The organism is Streptomyces sp. NPDC107521 (genome assembly GCF_055598485.1).
On record NZ_JBVKAT010000009.1, the window covers coordinates 123,329 to 143,507 of the forward strand.

Here is a 20,179-nt window from a genome sequence, read left to right on the forward strand (position 1 = left end):
GGGGAGGGAGAGGCGGCCGGGGACGGACGGGGCGTTCACCGGGCCGGGACCAGCGAGAGGAAGTGGCGCAGATAGCGGGGGTCCACGCGGTCCATCCGCAGCAGCACGTAGAGGTCGGCGACGCCGAAGTCGACGTCGTGCGCGGGCTCCCCGCACACCCGGGCGCCGAGCCGGAGGTAGCCGCGCAGCAGCGCGGGCAGGGGCGGGCGGGGCCCGGCGGGGGCGGCGGCGCGCGGGACCCAGGGCCGCAGGGGCCGCACCCGGTACTCCTCGGGGGCGAGGTGCCGCTCGCGCACCCGGTCCCAGGTGGCGGCGGCCAGGGCGCCTCCGTCGGCGAGCGGGAGGGAGCAGCAGCCCGCCAGCCAGGCGTGGCCGCGCTCGGTCATGTAGCGGGCCAGTCCGGCCCATATGAGGCCGATGACGGCGCCGTCGCGGTGGTCGGGGTGGACGCAGGAGCGGCCGACCTCGACCATCGTGGACCGGACGGGGCCGAGCGCGCTCAGGTCGAACTCGTTCTCCGCGTAGAGGCGCCCGGCGACGGCGGCGCGCTCCGGCGGCAGCAGCCGGTAGGTGCCGACCACCTGCCCGGTGGTCTCCTCGCGGACGAGCAGGTGGTCGCAGTGGGCGTCGAACGGATCGATGTCGAGGCCGGGTTCGGGGCTCGTCAGCAGGGCGCCCATCTCACCGGCGAACACCTCGTGCCGCAGGCGCTGCGCGGCCCGTACGTCCGCCTCGTCGCGGGCGAGGCCGACGGTGTAGTGGAGGGGCGCGGCGGGCCGCGTGGGACGGTCGACGGTCAGGACACCGCTCATGGATGCTCTCCTGGTCGCGGGGGCGGGGGCCCCGGTGGGCGGCCGCAAAGTCCGGCCGCCTCAGTTCTTCCGGTGCGGGCTGTCCTGCGCGTGACCGGGGCCGGGAGGGCGGGTGTGGGGTTGCTGAATGCCAGGGGCCGGGCCACCTCCGGGACGGCGCGCGGAAACGGTCCCGGCGGTCCCGGCCCCGCCCGGTGCGCGAGGGGGGCTCGGCCCCGCCCGGTGCGCGAGGGGGGGCTCGGTGTCACCGGTGCGCGGGGCGGCGCGGCCCGGGCGGCGGGCGCGGAACGGCTCGGTCCCGTCCGGTGGGCGGGAAAGCGAGACGGGGCCGGGGAGAGCACCTCCCCCGGCCCCGTCCGTCCGCACCTGTCGGCGAACGTCGGTCGGGCGGCCCCGGGAGGGGCCGCCGGGCGGCTCGGGCCCCGCCGCCGGACGGAGGGGCGCGCCGCCGTACGGCCAGGGCCTCTCGTTTGGATCGGGCCGGGCTCGCGGGCCCCGGCACCGCACCCTGATCCAGACGAAGGACCCTAGCGGCCCGCACCCCCGCGGGCCGCGCGCAGCCACTCCCGGTTCATGCCGGTGATGGACATGAGCGGGATGCCCTTGGGACAGGCGGTGGCGCACTCGCCGGTGAGGGTGCAGCCGCCGAAGCCCTCCTCGTCCATCCGGGCCACCATGTCCAGCACCCGCGTCCCGCGCTCGGGCGCGCCCTGGGGCAGGACGTTGAGATGGTTGATCTTCGCCGAGGTGAACAGCATGGCCGCGCCGTTGGGGCAGGCGGCCACGCAGGCGCCGCAGCCGATGCACTCGGCGTGCTCGAAGGCGAGGTCGGCGTCCGGCTTGGGCACCGGCGTCGCGTGGGCCTCGGGCGCGGCGCCGGTGGGGACGCTGATGTAGCCGCCGGCCTGGATGATCCGGTCGAGGGCCGAGCGGTCCACGACGAGGTCCTTGACCACCGGGAAGGCCGCCGCCCGCCAGGGCTCGACGTCGATGGTGTCGCCGTCCCGGAAGGAGCGCATGTGGAGCTGGCAGGTGGTGGTGCGCTCGGGTCCGTGCGCGTCGCCGTTGATGACCAGTGAGCAGGCGCCGCAGATGCCCTCGCGGCAGTCGTGGTCGAAGGCGACCGGGTCGTCGCCCTTGACGATCAGTTCCTCGTTGAGGGTGTCGAGCATCTCCAGGAAGGACATGTCCGGCGAGATGCCGTCCACCTCGTACGTGGACATGGTGCCTTCGGCATCGGCGTTCTTCTGCCGCCAGACGCGCAGGGTGAGCCTCATGCGTAGCTCCGCTGGGTGGGGTGGACGTACTCGAAGACCAGGTCTTCCTTGTGCAGGGTGGGGGCCGTGCCGGTGCCGGTGAACTCCCAGGCGGCGGCGTAGCCGAACTCGTCGTCCCTGCGGGCGGCCTCGCCGTCGGGGGTCTGGGACTCCTCGCGGAAGTGGCCGCCGCAGGACTCGGAGCGGTGCAGGGCGTCGAGGCACATCAGCTCGGCCAGCTCCAGGTAGTCGACGACGCGGTTGGCCTTCTCCAGCGACTGGTTGAACTCCTGGCCGGTGCCGGGCACCTTGACACGCCGCCAGAACTCCTCGCGGATGCGGGGGATGCGCTCCAGTGCCTCGCGCAGTCCCCGCTCGGTGCGGGCCATGCCGCACAGCTCCCACATGAGTTCACCCAGTTCGCGGTGGAAGGAGTCGGGGGTGCGGTCGCCGTCGGCGGCCAGCAGCCGCTCCAGCCGGTCCTCGGTCTCGGCCAGGACCTCCCGGACCACGGGGTGTCCGGCGTCGACCTCGTCCCGGTGCGGGTTGCGGGCGAGGTAGTCGTTGATGGTGGCGGGCAGGACGAAGTAGCCGTCCGCGAGGCCCTGCATCAGCGCGGAGGCGCCGAGCCGGTTGGCTCCGTGGTCGGAGAAGTTGGCCTCCCCGACGGCGAACAGGCCGGGGACGGTGGTCTGGAGGTCGTAGTCGACCCAGAGGCCGCCCATCGTGTAGTGCACCGCCGGGTAGATCCGCATGGGCACCCGGTAGGGGTCCTCGTCGGTGATCCGCTGGTACATGTCGAAGAGGTTTCCGTACCTGGCCTCGACGGCGTCGCGGCCCATCCGGCGGATGGCGTCCGCGAAGTCCAGGTAGACGCCCTGGCCGCCGGGGCCCACGCCCCGTCCCTCGTCGCAGACGTTCTTGGCGGCGCGGGAGGCGATGTCGCGGGGGACGAGGTTGCCGAAGGACGGGTAGATCCGCTCCAGGTAGTAGTCGCGCTCGTCCTCGGGGATCTCGTTCGGCGGCCGGTCGTCGCCCTTGGCCCTCGGCACCCAGATCCGGCCGTCGTTGCGCAGCGACTCGCTCATCAGCGTCAGCTTGGACTGGTGGTCGCCGGTGCGCGGGATGCAGGTCGGATGGATCTGGGTGAAGCAGGGGTTGGCGAAGTAGGCGCCGCGCCGGTGCGCCCGCCACACGGCGGTGGCGTTGGAGTTCATGGCGTTGGTCGACAGGTAGAAGACGTTGCCGTAGCCGCCGGTGGCGAGGACCACGGCGTCGGCGAAGTGGGTCTCGATCCGCCCGGTGACCAGGTCGCGGGCGACGATGCCGCGGGCCCTGCCGTCGACGACGATCAGGTCGAGCATCTCGGTGCGCGGGTGCATCTCGACGGTCCCGGCGGCGATCTGCCGGCTGAGCGCCTGGTAGGCGCCGAGCAGCAGTTGCTGGCCGGTCTGGCCGCGGGCGTAGAAGGTGCGGGAGACCTGGACGCCGCCGAAGGAGCGGGTGTCGAGCAGGCCGCCGTACTCGCGGGCGAAGGGCACGCCCTGGGCGACGCACTGGTCGATGATCTCGACGGAGACCTGGGCCAGCCGGTGCACGTTGGACTCGCGGGAGCGGAAGTCGCCGCCCTTGACGGTGTCGTAGAACAGCCGCTGGACGGAGTCGCCGTCGTTGCGGTAGTTCTTCGCGGCGTTGATGCCGCCCTGGGCGGCGATGGAGTGGGCGCGGCGCGGGGAGTCCTGGTAGCAGAACTGGACGACGCGGTAGCCCTGTTCGGCGAGGGTGGCCCCGGCGGAGCCGCCCGCGAGACCGGTGCCGACGACGATGACGGTCTGCTTGCGCCGGTTGGCCGGGTTGACCAGCCGGGCCTCGAAGCGGCGGGTGTCCCAGCGCTCGTGGACGGGGCCGGAGGGGGCCTTGGTGTCGGCGACCGGCTCACCGGTCGTGTAGGAGGCGTAGGAGGTCATGGTCAGCTCACCACTCCGGTCATGACGCCCACGGGGACGGCGATGAAGCCGACCGTGAGCAGCAGTGCGAGGACGTTGGCGGCGGCCTTGAGGGCCCGGTCGCGGGAGCGGCTGCCGACGCCGAGGGTCTGGGCGGCGCTCCAGAAGCCGTGCCGGATGTGCAGGCCGACGGCGAGCATCGCCACGAGGTAGATGACGTTGCCGTACCAGGTGGAGAAGGTGTCCACCACGTTCTGGTAGGGCTTGCCGGACTCGAAGCCGCCCGAGTGCACGGTGCCGGTGGTCAGGTCCAGCAGGTGCCAGACGATGAACAGGCCGAGGATGATCCCGCCCCAGCGCATGGTGCGGGTCGCGTAACTCGCCCGGCGCCTGCGGTGCGCGTACGGGACGGGCCGGGCGCGGATGTCGCGGCGGCTGAGCTGGTAGGCCGAGACCGCGTGGGCGACGACGGCGGCCACGAGGACGACCCGGATCAGCCAGAGCGTCCACTCCTCGTGCATGACCGGCCCGCCGATGGTGCGCAGCCAGTGCGCGTAGGCGTTGAACTCGTCGCTGCCGAAGAAGATCTTCAGGTTGCCGATCATGTGGGCGACCAGGTAGAGCAGCATGACGAGCCCGCTGACCGCCATCACCGTCTTCTTGCCGACGGTCGAGTCCCACACCGTGCGCGCCATGGACGGCCGTCGGCCCGTCCGCGTTGCCAGAGCCATGTCACGGGACGCTACGGCCATGGGACCCGATCGGTCCAAGACATGGTGTGCCTGGTTTCCATAGTGCTTGGCTATCGAACGCGTATGCTGGCGGTATGCAGTTCCAACAGCTCCTGTACTTCGTGGCGGTCGCCGAGACCCGGCACTTCACGCGGGCGGCGGAGTCGGTCCATGTGGCGCAGCCCTCGCTCTCGCAGCAGATCAAGGCGCTGGAGCGGGAGCTGGGGGCGGATCTGTTCCGGCGGGCGCGGGGCAACATCACCCTGACGGACGCCGGTGAGGCGCTGCTGCCGCTGGCCCGGCGCATCCTGGCCGACGCGGACACGGCCCGCCACGAGGTGATGGAGCTGGCGCAGCTCCGGCGCGGCCGGGTCCGCCTCGGCGCGACGCCGAGCCTGTGCACGGGGCTGCTGCCGGACGTGCTGCGGGCCTTCCACGACCGCTATCCGGGCATCCGGCTGCTGGTCGAGGAGGGCGGCTCGCTCGACCTGGTGCGGGAGCTGGCGCGCGGGGCGCTCGATCTGGCGCTGGTCGTGCTGCCGCTGCCGACCGCCTCCCCGGCGCTGACCACGGTGGAGCTGCTGCGGGAGGACCTGGTGGTGGTCTCCTCGGCGCAGGCGCCCCCGCCGGGCGGCGGACGGACGGCGGTGCGGATCGCCGATCTGGAGGGCGAGCGGCTGGTGATGTTCCGGCACGGGTACGACCTGCGGGAGCTGACCGTGGCCGCGTGCCGCGCCGAGGGGTTCGAACCGGACTTCGCGGTGGAGGGCGGGGAGATGGACGCGGTGCTGAACTTCGTCCGGGCGGGCCTGGGCGTGGCCGTGGTGCCCCGCATGGTCGCCACCCGGCCGGGCCTCGGCCTGCGCGTCACCCCGCTGTCCGGCCCGGACCTGCACCGCACCATCGCCCTGGCCCACCGCAGCGACGTGGACCCGCCCCGGGCGGCGCGGGAGCTCCAGCGGATGCTGCTCCACCGCTGAGGGGCGCGGCGGCCGGGGCGCGGTGGCCTCGCCCGGTGCCCCGTTCCGGGCCGGTGCGATGGCGGGCGGCCTCCGGCCCGGGTGATGACCGGCGGGACGCTCGGGTCAGGGAACGCCCGAGGGCACCGGCGTGCCCTGGTGGTAGTACATCCGCCAGGAGGCCGTGGTCCCGTCCCAGCGCCACAGGGAGGTGCGGCGGGCCCGCCGCCCGGCGAGGCGGGTCTCGTAGTGGAGCTGCACCAGCCCCGGGGCGAGCAGGACGCCGGTGAGGCCGGACGGCTCGTACACCGCGTCGTCCCCCGGGCCGCCCGGGTGGTCGGGCAGCGAGGCGACCGTGTCGGCGTAGGTGTGACGGCGCCCGGAGGAGCCGACCTCGGTGAACTCCGGGTCCAGCAGCGCGGCGACGAGTGCGCGGGAGCCGCGCACCGCCGGGTCCAGGAGGCGCAGTTCGGCGGCGACGGCCGCGGCGACGGCGCCGGATTCCTCGGTCATCCGCACAGGATCACCGACGGCCCGGCGGTTCCGCCACCGGCTTTCCCCGGCGCCCCGCCGCCGGGGCGACGGCACCGCCGCCCGGCCGCCGGCCCTCCGCCCGCCGCGCTCCCGCGGCGCCTCACCTCGCCGCGTCCACCAGCGCCAGCTCGTGCAGGCGGTCCGGCGGTCCCGGACGCGCGTAGTACCAGCCCTGGGCCGTGTCGCAGCCCAGCAGGCGCAGTTGCTCGGCCTGGGCACCGGTCTCCACGCCCTCGACGGTGACCGCGAGGTCCAGGCTGTGCGCCAGGGCGACGATCCCCTCCACGATCTTGAGGTCGACGGGGTCGGCGGGGAACCGCTGCATGCCCTGGGTGAAGGAGCGGTCCAGCTTGAGGACGCTCACCGGCAGCCGGCGCAGATTGGCCAGGTTGGAGTAGCCCGTGCCGAAGTCGTCCAGGGCGATGTCGATGCCCATGTCGGCCAGCCGCCGCAGCGGGTTGAGCAGGTCGTCGTCCGCGCCGATGAGCGCCGACTCCGTCACCTCCAGGCAGAGCGCGTCGGGTGCCACCCCGGCCCGCTCCAGGATCTCCACGGTGTCCTGGACCAGCCGCGGATGCTGCAACTGGCAGGGCGAGAGGTTGACGTTGATGCGCAGCGGGGCCGCCGCGCCGCTGCCGCCGTACCGCTCGCGCCAGGCCCGGGCCTGGCCGACGGACTGCTCCAGCACCCAGCGGCCGAGCGGGACGATCAGTCCGGTGCGCTCGGCGAGCGGGATGAACCGGTCCGGGCCGAGCACCCCGTGCTGCGGGTGCAGCCACCGCACCAGCGCCTCGGCGCCCCGCACGCTGCCGTCCCCGAGGTGGACCAGCGGCTGGTACTCGATGAAGAACTCGCCCCGCTCCAGCGCGGCCGGGAGCGCGGTGGTCAGGCCGTGCCGGGTGATGGCGCGGGCGTCGGCCTCGGGGTCCGCCAGCTCGAAGCGGTTGCCGCCCGCCGACTTGGCCCGGTACATGGTGATGTCGGCGCTGCGCAGCACCTCCGCCGGGCTGCGCTCGCCCGCCGGCCCCTCGACGATGCCGATGCTGCCGCGCACGGTCAGCTCCCGCCCGTCGATGCTGATGGGGGCGAGCAGCGCGTTCATGATGCGTCCGGCCAGCTCGTCGACCTCGCGCCCGGTGTCCGGACCGGTGGTCAGCGCGACGAACTCGTCGCCGCCGAGCCGGGCCACCATCTCGCCGGGCGCGGTGGCGCAGGACTGCAGCCGGTCGGCCACCTCGACCAGCAGCCGGTCGCCGGCCGCGTGGCCGAGGCTGTCGTTGACGGTCTTGAAGCCGTCGAGGTCCAGGTAGCAGAGGCCGAAGCGCTGGCCGGGGCCCGCGTTGACGGCCTTGTCCAGGCGCTCGAAGAAGAAGCTCCGGTTGGGCAGCCCGGTCAGGGCGTCGTGCGTGGCCTCGTAGCGCAGCCGCAGGTTGAGCAGCCGACGCTCGGTGGTGTCCTCCATCAGCGCCAGCTGGTACTGCGGGGCGCCGTCGGCGTCGCGGAGCAGGGAGACCGTCAGATTGGTCCAGAGGACCGTGCCGTCGGGCCGGTAGAAGGCCTTCTCGCAGCGGTACGCCTCGCGTTCGCCGCGCACCAGCTCCTCGTAGAGCCGCCAGGTCTGCGGTGCGTCGTCGGGATGGGTCCACTCCATCACGTTCCGGCTGCGCAGCGAGGGGTCGGTCAGCCCGAACATGCGCGTCAGGGCACCGTTGACCTGGAGGACCCTGCCGTCCAGGTCGGCGATGCCGATGCCTATGGCCGCGCCCTCGAAGACCGCGCGGAAGCGGGCCTCGCTGGCGTGCAGCGCCTGCGCCACCACGCCCTGCGCCGTCAGGGCGGCCCGGGCGATGGACTCCTGCTCGCCCAGGGTGCGGGCGCGCAGCGCCCCGGCGAATCCGGCGGCCATGGCGTGCTGGAGTCGGGCCGAGCGGGCGCGCAGCGCCTCGGCGTCGCCGCCCTCGCCGCAGTACAGCACCAGATAGGCGTCGACGCAGTCCAGGGTGCGGGCGAGCGCGTCGGGATCGGTGCAATGCGCGTCGACCAGCGCGGCGCCGACCGCCCTCGCCTCCCGTCCGTCGAAGCCGCGCGCCCGCAGCACCTCGCTCAGCCGGCGTGCCAGCGGCAGCAGTTGCTCCTGGAACTCGGGACGGGTCGATGACGTCGATGTCACCGGATACACCGCCCGGCTCCAGATCGTCGCGAACCGGCGCAGTCTGTCCTCCGCCCCGCCGGGCTCCCCGCTCACGCGGCGCGTCCCACGCCGGCGAAACCGGAGAACGCGTACGGGTCCTCGTCGTCCGGCTCCGTCTCGGGCCGCCAGAGCGGCATCGGAACCAGACCCGGTTCCACCATGTCGTACCCCTCGAAGAACCGCGCGACCTCGGCGCGCGAACGCATGATCAGTGGATTGCGGATGCGCCGGTACACGTCCACCGCGCCTCCGGCCCGCTCGGCGGGCAGCGGGATGCCCTCGTACGAGGCGTGGGTGAGCACCAGCATGCTGCCGGGTGCGAGCGCGCGGCCCAGCTCGGCCACCGCCGCGTACGGGTCGTCCTTGTCCTCCACGAAGTGCAGTATGGCAACGAGCAGCAGGGCGACCGGCCGATTCAGGTCGATCAGCCGCCGCGCTTCGGGGCTGGAGAGGATCTCCCGGGGCCGCAGCAGATCGGCGGCGACCACCTCCGCGTTCCCGTTGTCCGCCAGCACCGCCTGGCTGTGCGCGACCGCCACCGGGTCGTGGTCGACGTACAGCACGCGCGCCCCGGGCCGGACGCCCTGGGCCACCTCGTGGACGTTGCCGAAGGTCGGGATGCCCGACCCGATGTCGATGAACTGGTCGATGCCCTCGTCCATCGCGTGGCGCACGGCGCGCCGCATGAACGCCCGGTTCGCCTGCATGATCTTCGGCAGCCCCGGTATGTACTCCATGGCGCTGCGCGCGGCCTCCCTGTCGACCTCGAAGTTGTGCGATCCGCCCAGGTAGAAGTCGTAGATGCGGGACACGCTCGGCACCGAGATGTCGATGTTCCGTGGTGCCCAGGCGGGACGCTCCATCTATCTCTCCATGGCTGGGGGCGATCCGGTGTTCGAGCGAAGGCTACTGACCGGCCGCCAAAGGAGCGAGCCCAAACGGAAATTGACCATCCGTTCCCGGTCACTGCCCGGGGCACGTGCCAATTCACAGGGCACGCCAAAGCACGAGAAATGGGACCGCTCCCGCTCCGGGAAAACGGGGCGCGGAGGGACGCTTTCCGGCCACCCCGGAGCGGAGGGACCGCGGGCGGGGGCCGGAGGGCGCCGCGCGGACCGGAACGGCGGCGCGGGGAGCGGCGGTACGGCGCGGCGGAGGGCGGAGGACCGGCCGGGACCGCTGACGCGGCGGGGGCGGCGGGGGCGGCGGGCACGGAACGGGGAGCGGCACGGGGCGGCGGGGAGCGGCACGGCAGGGGCCCGGAGCAGCGGTACGGGAGGGACGGCGTGCGGTTGACGCTCCCGCGGCGTCGGGTACCGCGGTGCCGGGCCCGCCGCCGACCGGCTCGCGATCGGCATGGACATGGGGAGCGGACCGGGGTGTTCGGCCCCATTCGTGAACAACTCGCCCATAGGTGTTCATCGATGACGGACCGCCGGTCCGCCGTGCCTGGGCGCGCGGCGGACCGCGTCCATGGCGGGCGGCGCGACGGACGCGCACTGACCGGCCAGAGCCAGATCACCGCCCACATGTCAACTCGCCATTCCGTCATGTACTTCGTTCGAGGCAATTCTCGGGCGCCCGGACGTGACCTGTGCGCAGGACACTTCATGATCTGCGTCGTGCATGCACCCGAACCGACCCGATCCGCTTGTGCCGGAAGGGTGTTGGCCCTTCTGACACTGACGTTCGCGCTCGCCGCGGCTCCCTCGGCCCCCGCGCGGGCCGACTCCTGCGCACACGCGTCGACGGGGCCGGGCGGCATCGAAGCCGTGGCGGTCGCGGGCCACCACCCGCCGCCCCACCACCACTGCCCGACCCCGACCCCCACGCCGACTCCGACTCCGACCCCCACGCCCACGCCCACGCCCACGCCCACGCCGACCCCGACGCCCACACCGCCCACGCCCACACCGACTCCGACTCCGACGCCCACACCACCCACGCCGACCCCGACGCCCGCACCCTCCCCCACGCCCACGCCCGCACCCACGACGCCGCCCCCGCCCTCGCCGGAACCCCCGGCACCGCCGCCCGGCACCCCGTCCGCGCCCGCGGCGCCCGTGCCGCCGCCCGCGACCGGCCCGGCCCCGGCACCGCCACCCGGCACCGCCGCGCCGGCACCGGCGGCACCCCCGCCGCCCGCTCCTCCGGCGGCCACGCCCCTGCCGCAGGTCTCGCCGTCGCCGGTGCGCTACCCGCGCTATCGCACCGCGGCCCGGCCCTCCACGGGGTCCCGCGGCGGGGCCACGTCGCCCATCGTCTTCGTCCTGCTCATCACGGTGCCCGCGGTGGTCGCCGTCGCCGCGCTGCGCGCGCGCTGATCCCTGGAGGCTCCCCTTGCCGGAATGGCTTGTTCTCACCCTCGCGGTGGCGGCCGCCTGCGCCGTCGTGCTCGCGATCACCCTCATCCGGGACCGCACGGCGTCCAAGGACGAGGACATCACCGAGACACCGGACGTCATCGAGTACATGACGATGTGGATCGGTGTGGTGTACGCCATCGTGCTGGGCCTGGCCATCGCGGGCGTCTGGGAGGCCCGCAGCGCCGCCGAGGACCACGTCCAGGCCGAGGCCGTCGCGCTGCACGAGATCTCCGAGCGGGTCCGCGTCTACCCGCCCGAGGTCCGCGACCGCATCCGGAACGATGTCAACGCCTATGTCGGACACGTGGTGACCACCGAGTGGAAGTCCATGGCCGACGAGGAGCAGGTCACCGAGCGCGGCACCGAACTCTTCGCGCGCGTGCGCGCCGACGTCACCGACTACGAGCCGAGGACGGACTTCGAGGCCCAGGCCTATCAGCCGCTCCTGGACCAGGTGGCCGCCGCCGACCAGGCCCGGGCCTCCCGCGCCGACTCGACCGGACCGACCATGCCGGGGATCGTCTGGGTGGGGCTGATCGCCGGGGCCGCCATCACCATCGGCATGGTCTTCGCCCTCCAGATCCGGCGCACCACCCGGGAGATGGTCCTCGCCGGGCTGTTCTCGGCGCTGATCGCCTTCCTGCTCTTCCTGATCTGGGACTTCGACGCGCCCTACAGCCGGGGGCTGGCGGCCTCGACCGAGCCGTTCCTCACCTTCTTCCCGGACGCCGGGCGCTGACGGGGGCGGGCGACCGGCGGGCCCGCCCACGACGGCGGGCCCACACGGCGGGCCCGCCCGGGGCACAGCTCCCGGCCATGCGGGCCGCACGTGCGGGCCGCATGGCCGGCCCGTGCGCGAGCGGCACCCGCCGGTAGTCCGTGACGGCCCGCCCGGGCGGCGGCGGCCGGGCCCCGCCCGCCGTCGCCCGTGCGGCGCACCCGTCTGCCCCGTTCGGGCGACAGCGATCGCGCCGCGCCGCGCGCCTTCCTAGCGTTTCGGTCATCGGGGTGCATTCCAGGCGCGAGCGGAACAGGTCCGCCGCCGCACCCCGGGTCCCGGAGGATTCACCATGCGCGCGATACCCGTCGCTTCGGCCGCACTGCTGGGTGCCGGCGTCCTCACCGCCTGCGCCCCCGCCGGAGCGGTCGTCGGCGGCATCACGCCGTTCGGCTTCAGCGTCCAGCCCTCCACCGTCGCCCCGGGCGGCACGGTCACCCTGCGGGTCGACCGCGAGGACGGCCGCTGCGAGAGCCGGGTCACCGTCTCCTCGCCGGTCTTCGACACGGTCACCATCCCCCGCCGGCAGTCCACGGCGACGGCGGTGGTGGACCGCGAGGCCGAGCCCGGCGCGGTCTACCAGGTCGCGTTCACCTGCGACGGGCGCACCGGCACCACGCGCCTGACCATCGCGGGCGGCGGCCACCACACCCGTCACCCCGGCCCGGTGCACGCGGGCGAGGGCGGCAGCGTCGGCGGCTTCGACCTCCAGCGGATCGGGATCGGCGCGGCGCTGATCGCGGGGGCGGTCGGCACGGCGTACCACTTCGCCCGCCGCCGCTCCGCCGACGACGGGGGCGGACGGCACGGCTGACGCCCTCACGCGCGGCCGCCCGGCAGACGTCCCCCGCGCTCCCGCGACGCCTCGACCCGCCCCGCCCCGCCCCACCCCAGCAGCGGACCCGCCCCGGGGCCTTCCAGCCCAAGTCCCCCCTTCCCCGCGCGCCCGCGCCCGGCGGTCCCCCGCCCCATCGCCCTCCGCCCCGGAGCCCTCGGCCGGTTCCGGGGCGGAGCCCTGTCCGTGTCCGGCCGCCCGCGCGCCGCGGCGAACGGGGACCGGGGAACGGGCGGGCGGGCCCGGGAGCGGGGAAGGACGGGACGCGGGGGCGGGGTGCCGGAGTCGGGCGGGAGGCGGGCACGACGACGGGCCCGCCTCACCGGAGGCGGGCCCCGCGCACCGGCGGCGGCCGGGTCAGATCCGCCGCTCGGCCCGGCGGCGCATCCAGAACAGACCGCCCCCGGCCAGGGCCGCGGCCACGAGCCCGCCGCCGATGGCCATGTCGGTCGGCGTCGCCCCGGTGCTGCTGCCGCCGCCGAGGCCGCCGCGCACCCCGCCGATGACGGTGAAGGCGGCCGGCCGGGTCAGGGTGCGGCCCGAGCAGTTGACCGTGATGTCGTACGACCCCGGCCGGGCGTCGTCGTCGATGGTCGCGGTGCCCTTGGACGTCTCGTTGGCGCCCCGGACCGGGGTCAGATGGGTCGTCCGGAAGGCGTCCGAGGTCATCGTGCCGCCCTGGGGGCAGCCGTCGACCGTGACGGTCATCTGGCCGCCGCGGGCGATCACGCTGGGCATGGCGACGATGTTGCTCGGCGCGTTGTGGTCGCCGCCGGCGGTGGCCGCCGGGGCCCCCAGTCCGAGTACGGCGACGGCGGCTCCGGCCGCCGCCAGGGCACGAGACTTTCGCATGTCATCCTCCGCGGAAGACGCCCCGGGGCCCGTTTCCCCGGTCGATCGGCGAGAAAGCGCCTCCCGGAAAGACCCTCAGTTGCCGCGCGCCGGGACGCATTTCGGCGCTGGTCCGTCCTGGTGAGCGGCATTCCGGGAACCGCACCGCGGCGCCGTATATCACCGCAGGTCACGGAGTGTCAGGCATTTCCCGTCCGGGAATTCCGCAGGACGCGCCGCAGGGTGATCGCGCCACCCGTTCGCCGCCGCCCCGTCGCCGGTGGACCGCACCGCCCTTAGCGTTCTCGTATGCGCGGAAACGACCGGGCGACGGCCGGGTCGAGAGGGGAAGGCGAATGTCTGCGTCCGAATGGGCCGAAGCGGAGGAGCGGCGGCGGAAGCGCGCTCCCTGGGGCGTGATAGCGCTGGTCCTGCTGACCGGACTCGCGCTCATCCGCAACGGTTCGGGGGAGTTCGACGTGGGCCCGCCGCAGCCCGCCTCGGCCGCCGCCGCGGACACCCGCGCCACTCCGGGCGACCCCGCGGCCAAGGGGCCCGCGCCGCTGCCCTACGCGGTGCCGAACCAGGTCAGGATCCCCGCGATCCAGGTCGACGCCCCCGTCATGCCGGTGGGTCTGGACGCGGACGGCTGGGTCGGCGCGCCGCCCCCCGAGGACCCCAATCTGGCGGGCTGGTTCACCGGCGCGGTGGCTCCCGGGGAGAAGGGCACGGCGGTCGTCGTCGGCCATGTCGACAACCAGCGGGGGCCGGCCGTCTTCTACGGTCTGGGCGCGCTCAAGAAGGGGAACCGGGTCGAGATCGGCCGGCAGGACGGGAAGACCGCGGTGTTCGAGATCTACGGCATCGAGGTGTTCGAGAAGGACGACTTCCCCGGCGACCGGGTCTACGCCTCCAAGGGCGCGCCCGAACTGCGGGTGATCACCTGCGGTGGCGGTTTCACCAAGCAGAACGGCTACGAGGGGAACGTCGTCGCCTTCGCCCGCCTGGCCGAGGTCCGCTGAACCGGCCCCGGCCGGGCGGACGCCCGGTTCCGGTCAGACCCACTGCCGCCGGGGGACGGTGAGCTGGTAGCCGGAGTCCAGCAGTGCGGGCAGATAGGTGCGCAGGGCGTGGACGCTCTGCGAGCGGTCGCCCCCGGCGTCGTGCGAGAGCACCACGACGCCGGGGGCGGCGCCGTCCGCGACGCGGCCGACGATGGTGCCGGTGCCGGGGGCGGTCCAGTCCAGGGTGTCGACGGTCCAGGCGAGCGGTTCCATGCCGAGGTCGGCGCCGATCCGGAAGACGGTGCGGTTCCAGGCCCCGTAGGGGGCGCGGAACCAGCGGGGCGGTTCGCCGTAGGCCTTCTCCACGATCTCGCTGGTGCGCTCCATCTCGCTCTGGACGCGGCGCCGGGTGAGGCCGGTGAGCAGGGGATGGGACCAGGTGTGGTTGCCCACCACATGGCCCTCGTCGGCCATCCGGGCCAGCAGGTCCCGGTTCCACTCGGCCATCTCCCCGCACACGAAGAAGGTGGCCCGCACCCGGTGCTCGGCCAGGGTGTCGAGGATCTCGGGGGTGTAGCGGGGGTCGGGGCCGTCGTCGAAGGTGAGCATCATGGTGCGCCCCCGGCCCGTGACCCGAAGGATCGGCTCGCTGCGCACGGCGGTCCGCCCGGGCTCCGCGCGGGGGGCGCCGTAGCCGGTGGAGGGCGCCAGGCGGAAGGCGGAGGGGTTGAGCGGGCGGGTGGCCGGGGCCCCGGGCGCGGCGACGGGCGGCGGGGGCGGGGCGTCCCCGAGTCCGGCCGCGAGGGCCGCGACGGTGCCCGCCGCGGTGGCCGACGCGGCACCGGCGAGCAGGACGCGGCGCCGGGTGAACAACTGATCCTTCGTCATGACTCATCAGTCGCCCGGCCGTGCGCCGCGGCAGCCCCGCACCACCGGACCGGCGGCGCACAACCACCCGCCCGGCCCATCCCGCCGGACGCGCGCCGGCGACCGGCGGGTCCGGAGGAGCCGGAACACCGGGCCGGGCACCTGCGGGCGGCAGGGCTCCCAGGGAGGTCCCGGAGTCGCGGCCGGCAGCGGATGCGGTGGGGAATCCGGGGCAGCCGCAGGGGGGTGGCCGGACCGCCGACAGCGGAGGCGGGGCACCGGTGATCCCCGGTGGGGAGTGTGCGTCGCGCCGTCCCTCCGGGGCACGCGTAGGTCATCATGATCCACCGTCAGCCGTTTGCCGATCACGAAGAGGTGGGGCGCATGGCCCGATTCCGCATGGGGGAGGGCGTTCTCCGCCGCAAACCCATCGAGCACATCGAGGACACGGAGGCCGGTGCGGGCGCCGGTCTGCAACGGTCCCTCGGGTTGTGGCAGCTCACCGCGATCGGCGTCGGCGGCATCATCGGCGCCGGCATCTTCACCCTGGCCGGGACGGTCGCCAACGGCACCGCGGGGCCGGCGGTGCTCGTCTCCTTCCTCATCGCGGGACTGGCCAGCGCGGCGGCGGCGCTGTCGTACGCCGAGTTCGCGGGGCTGATCCCCAAGGCGGGCTCGGCCTACACCTACGGGTACGCGGTGCTCGGCGAGATCACGGGCTGGTTCATCGGCTGGGACCTGCTGCTGGAGTACACCGCGATCGTGGCGGTGGTCGCCATCGGCATCTCCGGCTACTTCAGCTTCCTGGTCGGGGAGATGGGGGCGGACCTGCCCCGCTGGATGCTGGGCGCCCCGGGGACCGGGGACGGGCACCGGGTCGACCTGTTCGCGGCCGTGCTGTGCCTGCTCATCGCGTATCTGCTGACGCTCGGCATCAGGAACGCGGCCCGCTTCGAGATGGTCGTGGTGGTGCTGAAGGTGCTGGTGGTCCTGATGGTGATCGGGGTCGGCTTCTTCCACATCACCACGTCGAACTACCATCCGTTCTTCCCCTACGGGGTGGGCGGGGCGTTCACCGGCGCGGCGACGGTGTTCTTCGCGGTCTTCGGCTACGACGCGATGTCGACGGCGGCCGAGGAGTCCAAGGACGCGCAGCGGCACATGCCGAAGGCCATCATCTACTCGCTGGTCATCTCGATGGTGCTGTACGTGCTGGCCTGCCTGGTGCTGACGGGCATGCAGGACTACAAGGACATCGACCGGGAGAGCGGCTTCTCGACGGCGTTCAAGTCGGTGGGGCTGAGCGGGCTGGCGGACGTCATCGCGGTGGGCGCCATCATCGGCATCCTCACGGTGATGTTCACCTTCATGCTGGGCGTCACCCGCGTCTGGTTCAGCATGAGCCGGGACGGGCTGCTGCCCAAGTGGTTCGCGAAGACCCATCCGACCCGGCACGTGCCGACGCGGGTCACCTGGATCGTCGGCGCCGCGTCGGCGGTGATCGCCGGTTTCCTGCCGATCGGCGAGGCCGCCGAGCTGACCAACATCGGGATCCTGCTGGCGTTCGTGGTGGTGTGCACGGCGGTGATCGTGCTGCGCTACCGGCAGCCCGATCTGCCGCGCACCTTCCGGACGCCGTTCATGCCGTTCGTCCCGGCGCTGGGCATCGCCTTCTCCCTCTGGCTGATCACCTTCCTGCAGTGGCAGACCTGGGTGCGGTTCGCGGTCTGGTTCGTGGTGGGCCTCGGGGTCTACTTCGGGTACTCCTACCGGCGTTCGGAGCTGGCCCGGCGCTGACCGGGAACGCCCCGGTCCGCCCCGGCGGCGGGCGTGGGACGCCGGGGCGGACCGGGGCGCCGGGGCGCGGCGCGGGGGCGGGTCAGAGGGCGCGCAGAAAGTCGAGGACGATCCCGTTGAAGACCTCGGGGCGCTCCATGTTCGGGTAGTGCGCGGCGCCGTCGACGCGCGCGGAGCGGCCGCCGGGGACCGTACGGGCGAGCCGCTCCGCCTCCGCGATCAGGTCGGGGGCGTCGAGGGCACCGTGGACGGCGAGGAACGGGACGGCGATCCCGGGCACGCGCTCCCAGGTGCCGGTGAGCGGGACGTGGTGGTTCTCCTCGTCCGGGGAGTGCTTGGCGAGGGTGCCGAGGGCCATGGCGCGCAGCCGGTCCGTGATCGCCGGGTCGAGGTCCCCGGGGGCGCGGTGCTCGCCGGGCACGAACCGCAGGAAGGCGTCCAGCCAGCCGGCCACGTCACCGGCGCCCAGGGCCCGGGCCTGCCGGGCCTGGATCCCCCGGACCCAGGGGTCGGTGTACCGGAACTCACTGGTCGCCGAGGAGCAGGCGACCACCGCGCGGACCAGTCCCGGGTGTTCGAGCACCGTGTCGACGGCGATGCCCCCGCCCATCGAGACGCCGACCAGGACGGCGGGTCCGGCGTCGAGGTGGCGCAGCAGCGCGGCCAGGTCGTCGGCCCAGCGGAACGGGCGGGTGGCGTTGGCCGAGGCGCCGTGGCCCCGGACGTCGGGGGCGATCACCCGGTGCCGGGCGGCCAGGGCCGGTATCTGGTCCTCGAAGACCCGGTGGTCGGCGAAGCCGGAGTGCAGCAGGACGACCGGGTCGCCGCTGCCGGTGTCGCGATAGGCGAGGTCGCCGTCGGCGGTGGGGAGGAGACGGAGATCGGTGGCGGTCTTCATGACAACCAGGGTGTCATTCATCACCTCGATATGGCAACCGAGGTGTCATGATGGCGGGGTGAACCCCATCGACGCCCCTCTCCCTCCCGACGAACTGGCCCACCGCCTCACCGAGGTGTACGACCTGGTCGGCCCCCTCTACCGGCGGGCGCAGCGCAGCGTCGAACAGGGCCTCGCCGGTGACGACCTCGCCGTCGGGGTCCGCGCCGTGCTGACCCTGCTGCACCGCAACGGCCCGATGACCGTGCCGCAGATGGGCCGGGCGCAGGCGATCAGCCGCCAGTTCGTGCAGCGCATGGTCAACGAGGCCGCCGGGCGGGGGCTGACGGAGAGCATCCCGAACCCCGCCCACCGGCGCTCGTCGCTGATCCGGCTGACCCCGGCGGGCGGCGGGCTGATCACCGCCGTGCTGGAGCGGGAGCACCGGCTGCTGCGCGAGGTCGGCGGCGGACTGACCGACGCCGAGGTGAGCGCGTGCCTGCGGGTGCTGGGGCGGATGCTCTCCGCCCTGGACCACGTCGACGACAACTAGCGCGCCCCGGCTCCCCGTCCGCGCGCGGGGGACGGCCTACGCCGTGCCCGTGGCGAACGGGCTCGGCGTCGCTCCCCGTCCGCGCGCGGGGGACGGCCGGCGCGGAGAACGGCGGGCGTTCCGGAGCGGGCGGATACGGGACGACGGACGCGAGGGGCGGCGGACGCGAGGGGCGGCGGGCAGGCGGGCCGGGGCGGCGCCGGGTGGAGGGCCTCGGACGCGGGGAGGTCCGCGCCCGGCGGGATCACTCGCCCATCACCAGGCCGTCGCGCGCCGCGCCCCGGCTGAGCACCACGTCGCGGACGCGGTCCCGCACCGGGCGCAGCTCGGCGCCCCCGTCCAGCGCCCGGTTGAGGTTGACCACCCGTCCGGCGTCCAGGTCGTAGAACTGCGGGACGAACTCGGCCCGGGTGACCCGCCAGCGCCCGCCGGGCCGGGCGGGCGGGGCGAAGGTGAAGCGGCCGAGGGTGGACTCGTTGCCGCGCGCATCGCGCCGCCCCCGGTCGTCGACCGTCTCCCCCGCGATCTGGTCGCCCATCCCGTAGACCACCCAGGTGCCGTTCACCTTCTCGTACGCCTGCGGGACATGGGCGTGGGTGCCGAGGATCAGGTCGATGTCGGGGCGGTCGCCGCTGCGGGAGGCGGTGAGCCGCCGGGCGAGGCCGAGTTGCCGCTCGTCCGGGGTGTCCTGCCATGCGGTGCCCCAGTGCACGGACACCACGACGACGTCCGCGCCCGCCTCCCGCGCGGTCCGCGCGTCGGCCACGATCCGCCCCTCGTCGATCAGGGCGACGGCCCAGGGCCCGTCCGGCGGCGGCTGGCCGTGGGTGCCGTAGGTGTAGGAGAGGTGGGCGACCCGGGCGGAGGTGCCCGCGCGCAGGAGGATGACGGCACGGGCCTCGTCCTCGGTGCGCGCCGTCCCGGCGTGGCGGACACCGGCGCGGTCCAGGGCGTCCAGGGTGCGGCGGATGCCGTCGGCGCCGCCGTCCAGGCTGTGGTCGGAGGCGGTGGAGCAGCCGTCGTAGCCGGTGGCGGCCAGGCCCGCGGCCAGCTCGGGCGGGGAGGCGGCGCCGGGATGGCCCGGGGCGTCGCCGTCCGCGCCGGAGCCGGTCTCCAGCTGGCACAGGGCGAGGTCCGCGCCCGAGACGACGGGGGCGATCCCGGCCAGCATGGGGCGGAAGTCGTAGCCGGTACCGCCCGAGTCGAAGCGGGCCCGCTCGATGACCGGGTCGTGCGGCAGGACGTCGCCGGAGGCGACCAGGGTGAAGGCCCCGGTGTCGGCGGGGGCGGGGGCCGGGCGGCCCGGCGGTTCGTGGCCGCGGGCCTGGCAGGCCGCTCCGGCGGCGAGCAGGGCGGTCAGGCACAGCGCCACCTGCCGGCTGCGTGTGATCATCCGGGTCATCCGTTCACCCCGCTGCGGTCCCGCGCGCGGACCGTCCGGGATTCGGCCACCGGAGTCCGCTCGCATGCATGTCACATGTACGTACGAACAGGTAAGAAGGTGGGCGGTGGGCCGGGCGGCTCCGACACGCCCATTAGCCCGACCGGCGGGCACGACCCGCGGGCGACCGGCCACGGCGGGCGGAACGCCGGGAGCCGCACGGCGGTGCGGCGGCGGCCGGGGGAACGGGGCGCGCGGCGGTGACGGGACGGCCGGTTCGGCCCCGCGACGGCGGCCTCACCGGCGTGGCCGGGCGGAACCGCACCGCCCGCCACCACGGCCTCCCGTCCGGCCCGGCCGCCGTCCCGGGCGAGGCCACCGCTCCCGGACGGCGGCCTCGTCCGGACCGCCCCGAACCCTCTGAGCCGCACCCCGGCCGGCTCGCCGTCGACCGTTCACCG

18 protein-coding genes are annotated in these 20,179 nt (G+C 74.4%); 7 read left to right on the top strand and 11 right to left on the bottom strand.

Features of this window, described 5'->3' with window-relative positions; genetic code table 11:
- Positions 1-35: 35 nt before the first annotated feature.
- The 4 genes from ACZ7LB_RS16105 to ACZ7LB_RS16120 form a co-directional block, all read right to left on the bottom strand.
- Positions 36-812, bottom strand: a complete 777-nt coding sequence (locus tag ACZ7LB_RS16105; RefSeq protein WP_471468676.1) for a GNAT family N-acetyltransferase — start codon at positions 810-812, stop codon at positions 36-38.
- Positions 813-1,339: 527 nt separating this feature from the next.
- Positions 1,340-2,089: a succinate dehydrogenase/fumarate reductase iron-sulfur subunit gene (locus ACZ7LB_RS16110; RefSeq protein WP_161228936.1), complete on the bottom strand. Its 750-nt coding sequence runs from the start codon at positions 2,087-2,089 to the stop codon at positions 1,340-1,342.
- Positions 2,086-4,035, bottom strand: a complete 1,950-nt coding sequence (locus ACZ7LB_RS16115) for a fumarate reductase/succinate dehydrogenase flavoprotein subunit (RefSeq protein WP_471468678.1) — start codon at positions 4,033-4,035, stop codon at positions 2,086-2,088. The genes ACZ7LB_RS16110 and ACZ7LB_RS16115 overlap by 4 nt, the downstream gene beginning before the upstream one ends.
- Positions 4,036-4,037: 2 nt before the next feature.
- On the bottom strand, positions 4,038-4,709 hold the full coding sequence (locus ACZ7LB_RS16120) for a succinate dehydrogenase (protein ID WP_471468868.1): 672 nt from the start codon (positions 4,707-4,709) through the stop codon (positions 4,038-4,040).
- 131 nt (positions 4,710-4,840) lie between these two features.
- Here ACZ7LB_RS16120 and ACZ7LB_RS16125 point away from each other — a divergent pair, with 131 nt between their 5' ends.
- On the top strand, positions 4,841-5,725 hold the full coding sequence (locus tag ACZ7LB_RS16125) for a LysR family transcriptional regulator (protein WP_471468680.1): 885 nt from the start codon (positions 4,841-4,843) through the stop codon (positions 5,723-5,725).
- Positions 5,726-5,830: 105 nt separating this feature from the next.
- On the opposite strand, the gene ACZ7LB_RS16130 is transcribed toward ACZ7LB_RS16125, so the two are convergent.
- The 3 genes from ACZ7LB_RS16130 to ACZ7LB_RS16140 all read right to left on the bottom strand — a co-directional run bounded on the left by ACZ7LB_RS16130 (position 5,831) and on the right by ACZ7LB_RS16140 (position 9,292).
- Positions 5,831-6,217, bottom strand: coding sequence for a nuclear transport factor 2 family protein (locus ACZ7LB_RS16130; RefSeq protein WP_471468682.1), 387 nt, complete (start codon positions 6,215-6,217; stop codon positions 5,831-5,833).
- 121 nt (positions 6,218-6,338) lie between these two features.
- Entirely contained in the window at positions 6,339-8,483 is a 2,145-nt protein-coding gene (locus ACZ7LB_RS16135) for a putative bifunctional diguanylate cyclase/phosphodiesterase (RefSeq protein ID WP_471468684.1), read from the bottom strand.
- The gene (locus tag ACZ7LB_RS16140; protein ID WP_471468686.1) at positions 8,480-9,292 is read right to left on the bottom strand and encodes an SAM-dependent methyltransferase; all 813 of its coding nucleotides are present in this window, start codon (positions 9,290-9,292) and stop codon (positions 8,480-8,482) included. Before ACZ7LB_RS16140 ends, ACZ7LB_RS16135 begins: the two co-directional genes overlap by 4 nt.
- 1,326 nt (positions 9,293-10,618) lie before the next feature.
- Between ACZ7LB_RS16140 and ACZ7LB_RS16145 the strand changes: the two genes are divergently transcribed.
- The 3 genes from ACZ7LB_RS16145 (at position 10,619) to ACZ7LB_RS16155 (ending at position 12,387) form a co-directional block, all read left to right on the top strand.
- Complete coding sequence (locus ACZ7LB_RS16145; RefSeq protein WP_471468688.1) at positions 10,619-10,753, top strand: hypothetical protein; 135 nt, start codon at positions 10,619-10,621, stop codon at positions 10,751-10,753.
- Between the two features lie 16 nt (positions 10,754-10,769).
- Positions 10,770-11,534 carry a bestrophin-like domain gene (locus ACZ7LB_RS16150; RefSeq protein ID WP_471468690.1) on the top strand — a complete coding sequence of 255 codons (765 nt, stop codon included), beginning with the start codon at positions 10,770-10,772 and terminating at the stop codon, positions 11,532-11,534.
- Between the two features lie 331 nt (positions 11,535-11,865).
- Positions 11,866-12,387, top strand: coding sequence for a hypothetical protein (locus tag ACZ7LB_RS16155; protein ID WP_471468691.1), 522 nt, complete (start codon positions 11,866-11,868; stop codon positions 12,385-12,387).
- 378 nt (positions 12,388-12,765) lie between these two features.
- On the opposite strand, the gene ACZ7LB_RS16160 is transcribed toward ACZ7LB_RS16155, so the two are convergent.
- Positions 12,766-13,260: a hypothetical protein gene (locus ACZ7LB_RS16160; protein WP_471468693.1), complete on the bottom strand. Its 495-nt coding sequence runs from the start codon at positions 13,258-13,260 to the stop codon at positions 12,766-12,768.
- 335 nt (positions 13,261-13,595) lie between these two features.
- Here ACZ7LB_RS16160 and ACZ7LB_RS16165 point away from each other — a divergent pair, with 335 nt between their 5' ends.
- On the top strand, positions 13,596-14,261 hold the full coding sequence (locus ACZ7LB_RS16165; RefSeq protein ID WP_471468695.1) for a class F sortase: 666 nt from the start codon (positions 13,596-13,598) through the stop codon (positions 14,259-14,261).
- Between the two features lie 33 nt (positions 14,262-14,294).
- On the opposite strand, the gene ACZ7LB_RS16170 is transcribed toward ACZ7LB_RS16165, so the two are convergent.
- The gene (locus tag ACZ7LB_RS16170) at positions 14,295-15,131 is read right to left on the bottom strand and encodes a polysaccharide deacetylase family protein (protein ID WP_471468696.1); all 837 of its coding nucleotides are present in this window, start codon (positions 15,129-15,131) and stop codon (positions 14,295-14,297) included.
- A gap of 363 nt (positions 15,132-15,494) precedes the next feature.
- Here ACZ7LB_RS16170 and ACZ7LB_RS16175 point away from each other — a divergent pair, with 363 nt between their 5' ends.
- Positions 15,495-16,907, top strand: a complete 1,413-nt coding sequence (locus ACZ7LB_RS16175; protein ID WP_471468698.1) for an amino acid permease — start codon at positions 15,495-15,497, stop codon at positions 16,905-16,907.
- Positions 16,908-16,989: 82 nt separating this feature from the next.
- Here ACZ7LB_RS16175 and ACZ7LB_RS16180 read toward each other — a convergent pair whose 3' ends face one another.
- The gene (locus ACZ7LB_RS16180) at positions 16,990-17,805 is read right to left on the bottom strand and encodes an alpha/beta fold hydrolase (protein WP_471468700.1); all 816 of its coding nucleotides are present in this window, start codon (positions 17,803-17,805) and stop codon (positions 16,990-16,992) included.
- Between the two features lie 58 nt (positions 17,806-17,863).
- On the opposite strand from ACZ7LB_RS16180, the gene ACZ7LB_RS16185 reads away from it, so the two are divergent.
- Positions 17,864-18,337: a MarR family winged helix-turn-helix transcriptional regulator gene (locus ACZ7LB_RS16185; protein WP_471468702.1), complete on the top strand. Its 474-nt coding sequence runs from the start codon at positions 17,864-17,866 to the stop codon at positions 18,335-18,337.
- 244 nt (positions 18,338-18,581) lie between these two features.
- Here the strand turns inward: ACZ7LB_RS16185 and ACZ7LB_RS16190 are convergent, their stop codons facing one another.
- Positions 18,582-19,730 (bottom strand): CapA family protein, encoded by a 1,149-nt coding sequence (locus ACZ7LB_RS16190; RefSeq protein WP_471468704.1) that lies wholly within the window; start codon positions 19,728-19,730, stop codon positions 18,582-18,584.
- Between the last annotated feature and the right edge of the window lie 449 nt (positions 19,731-20,179).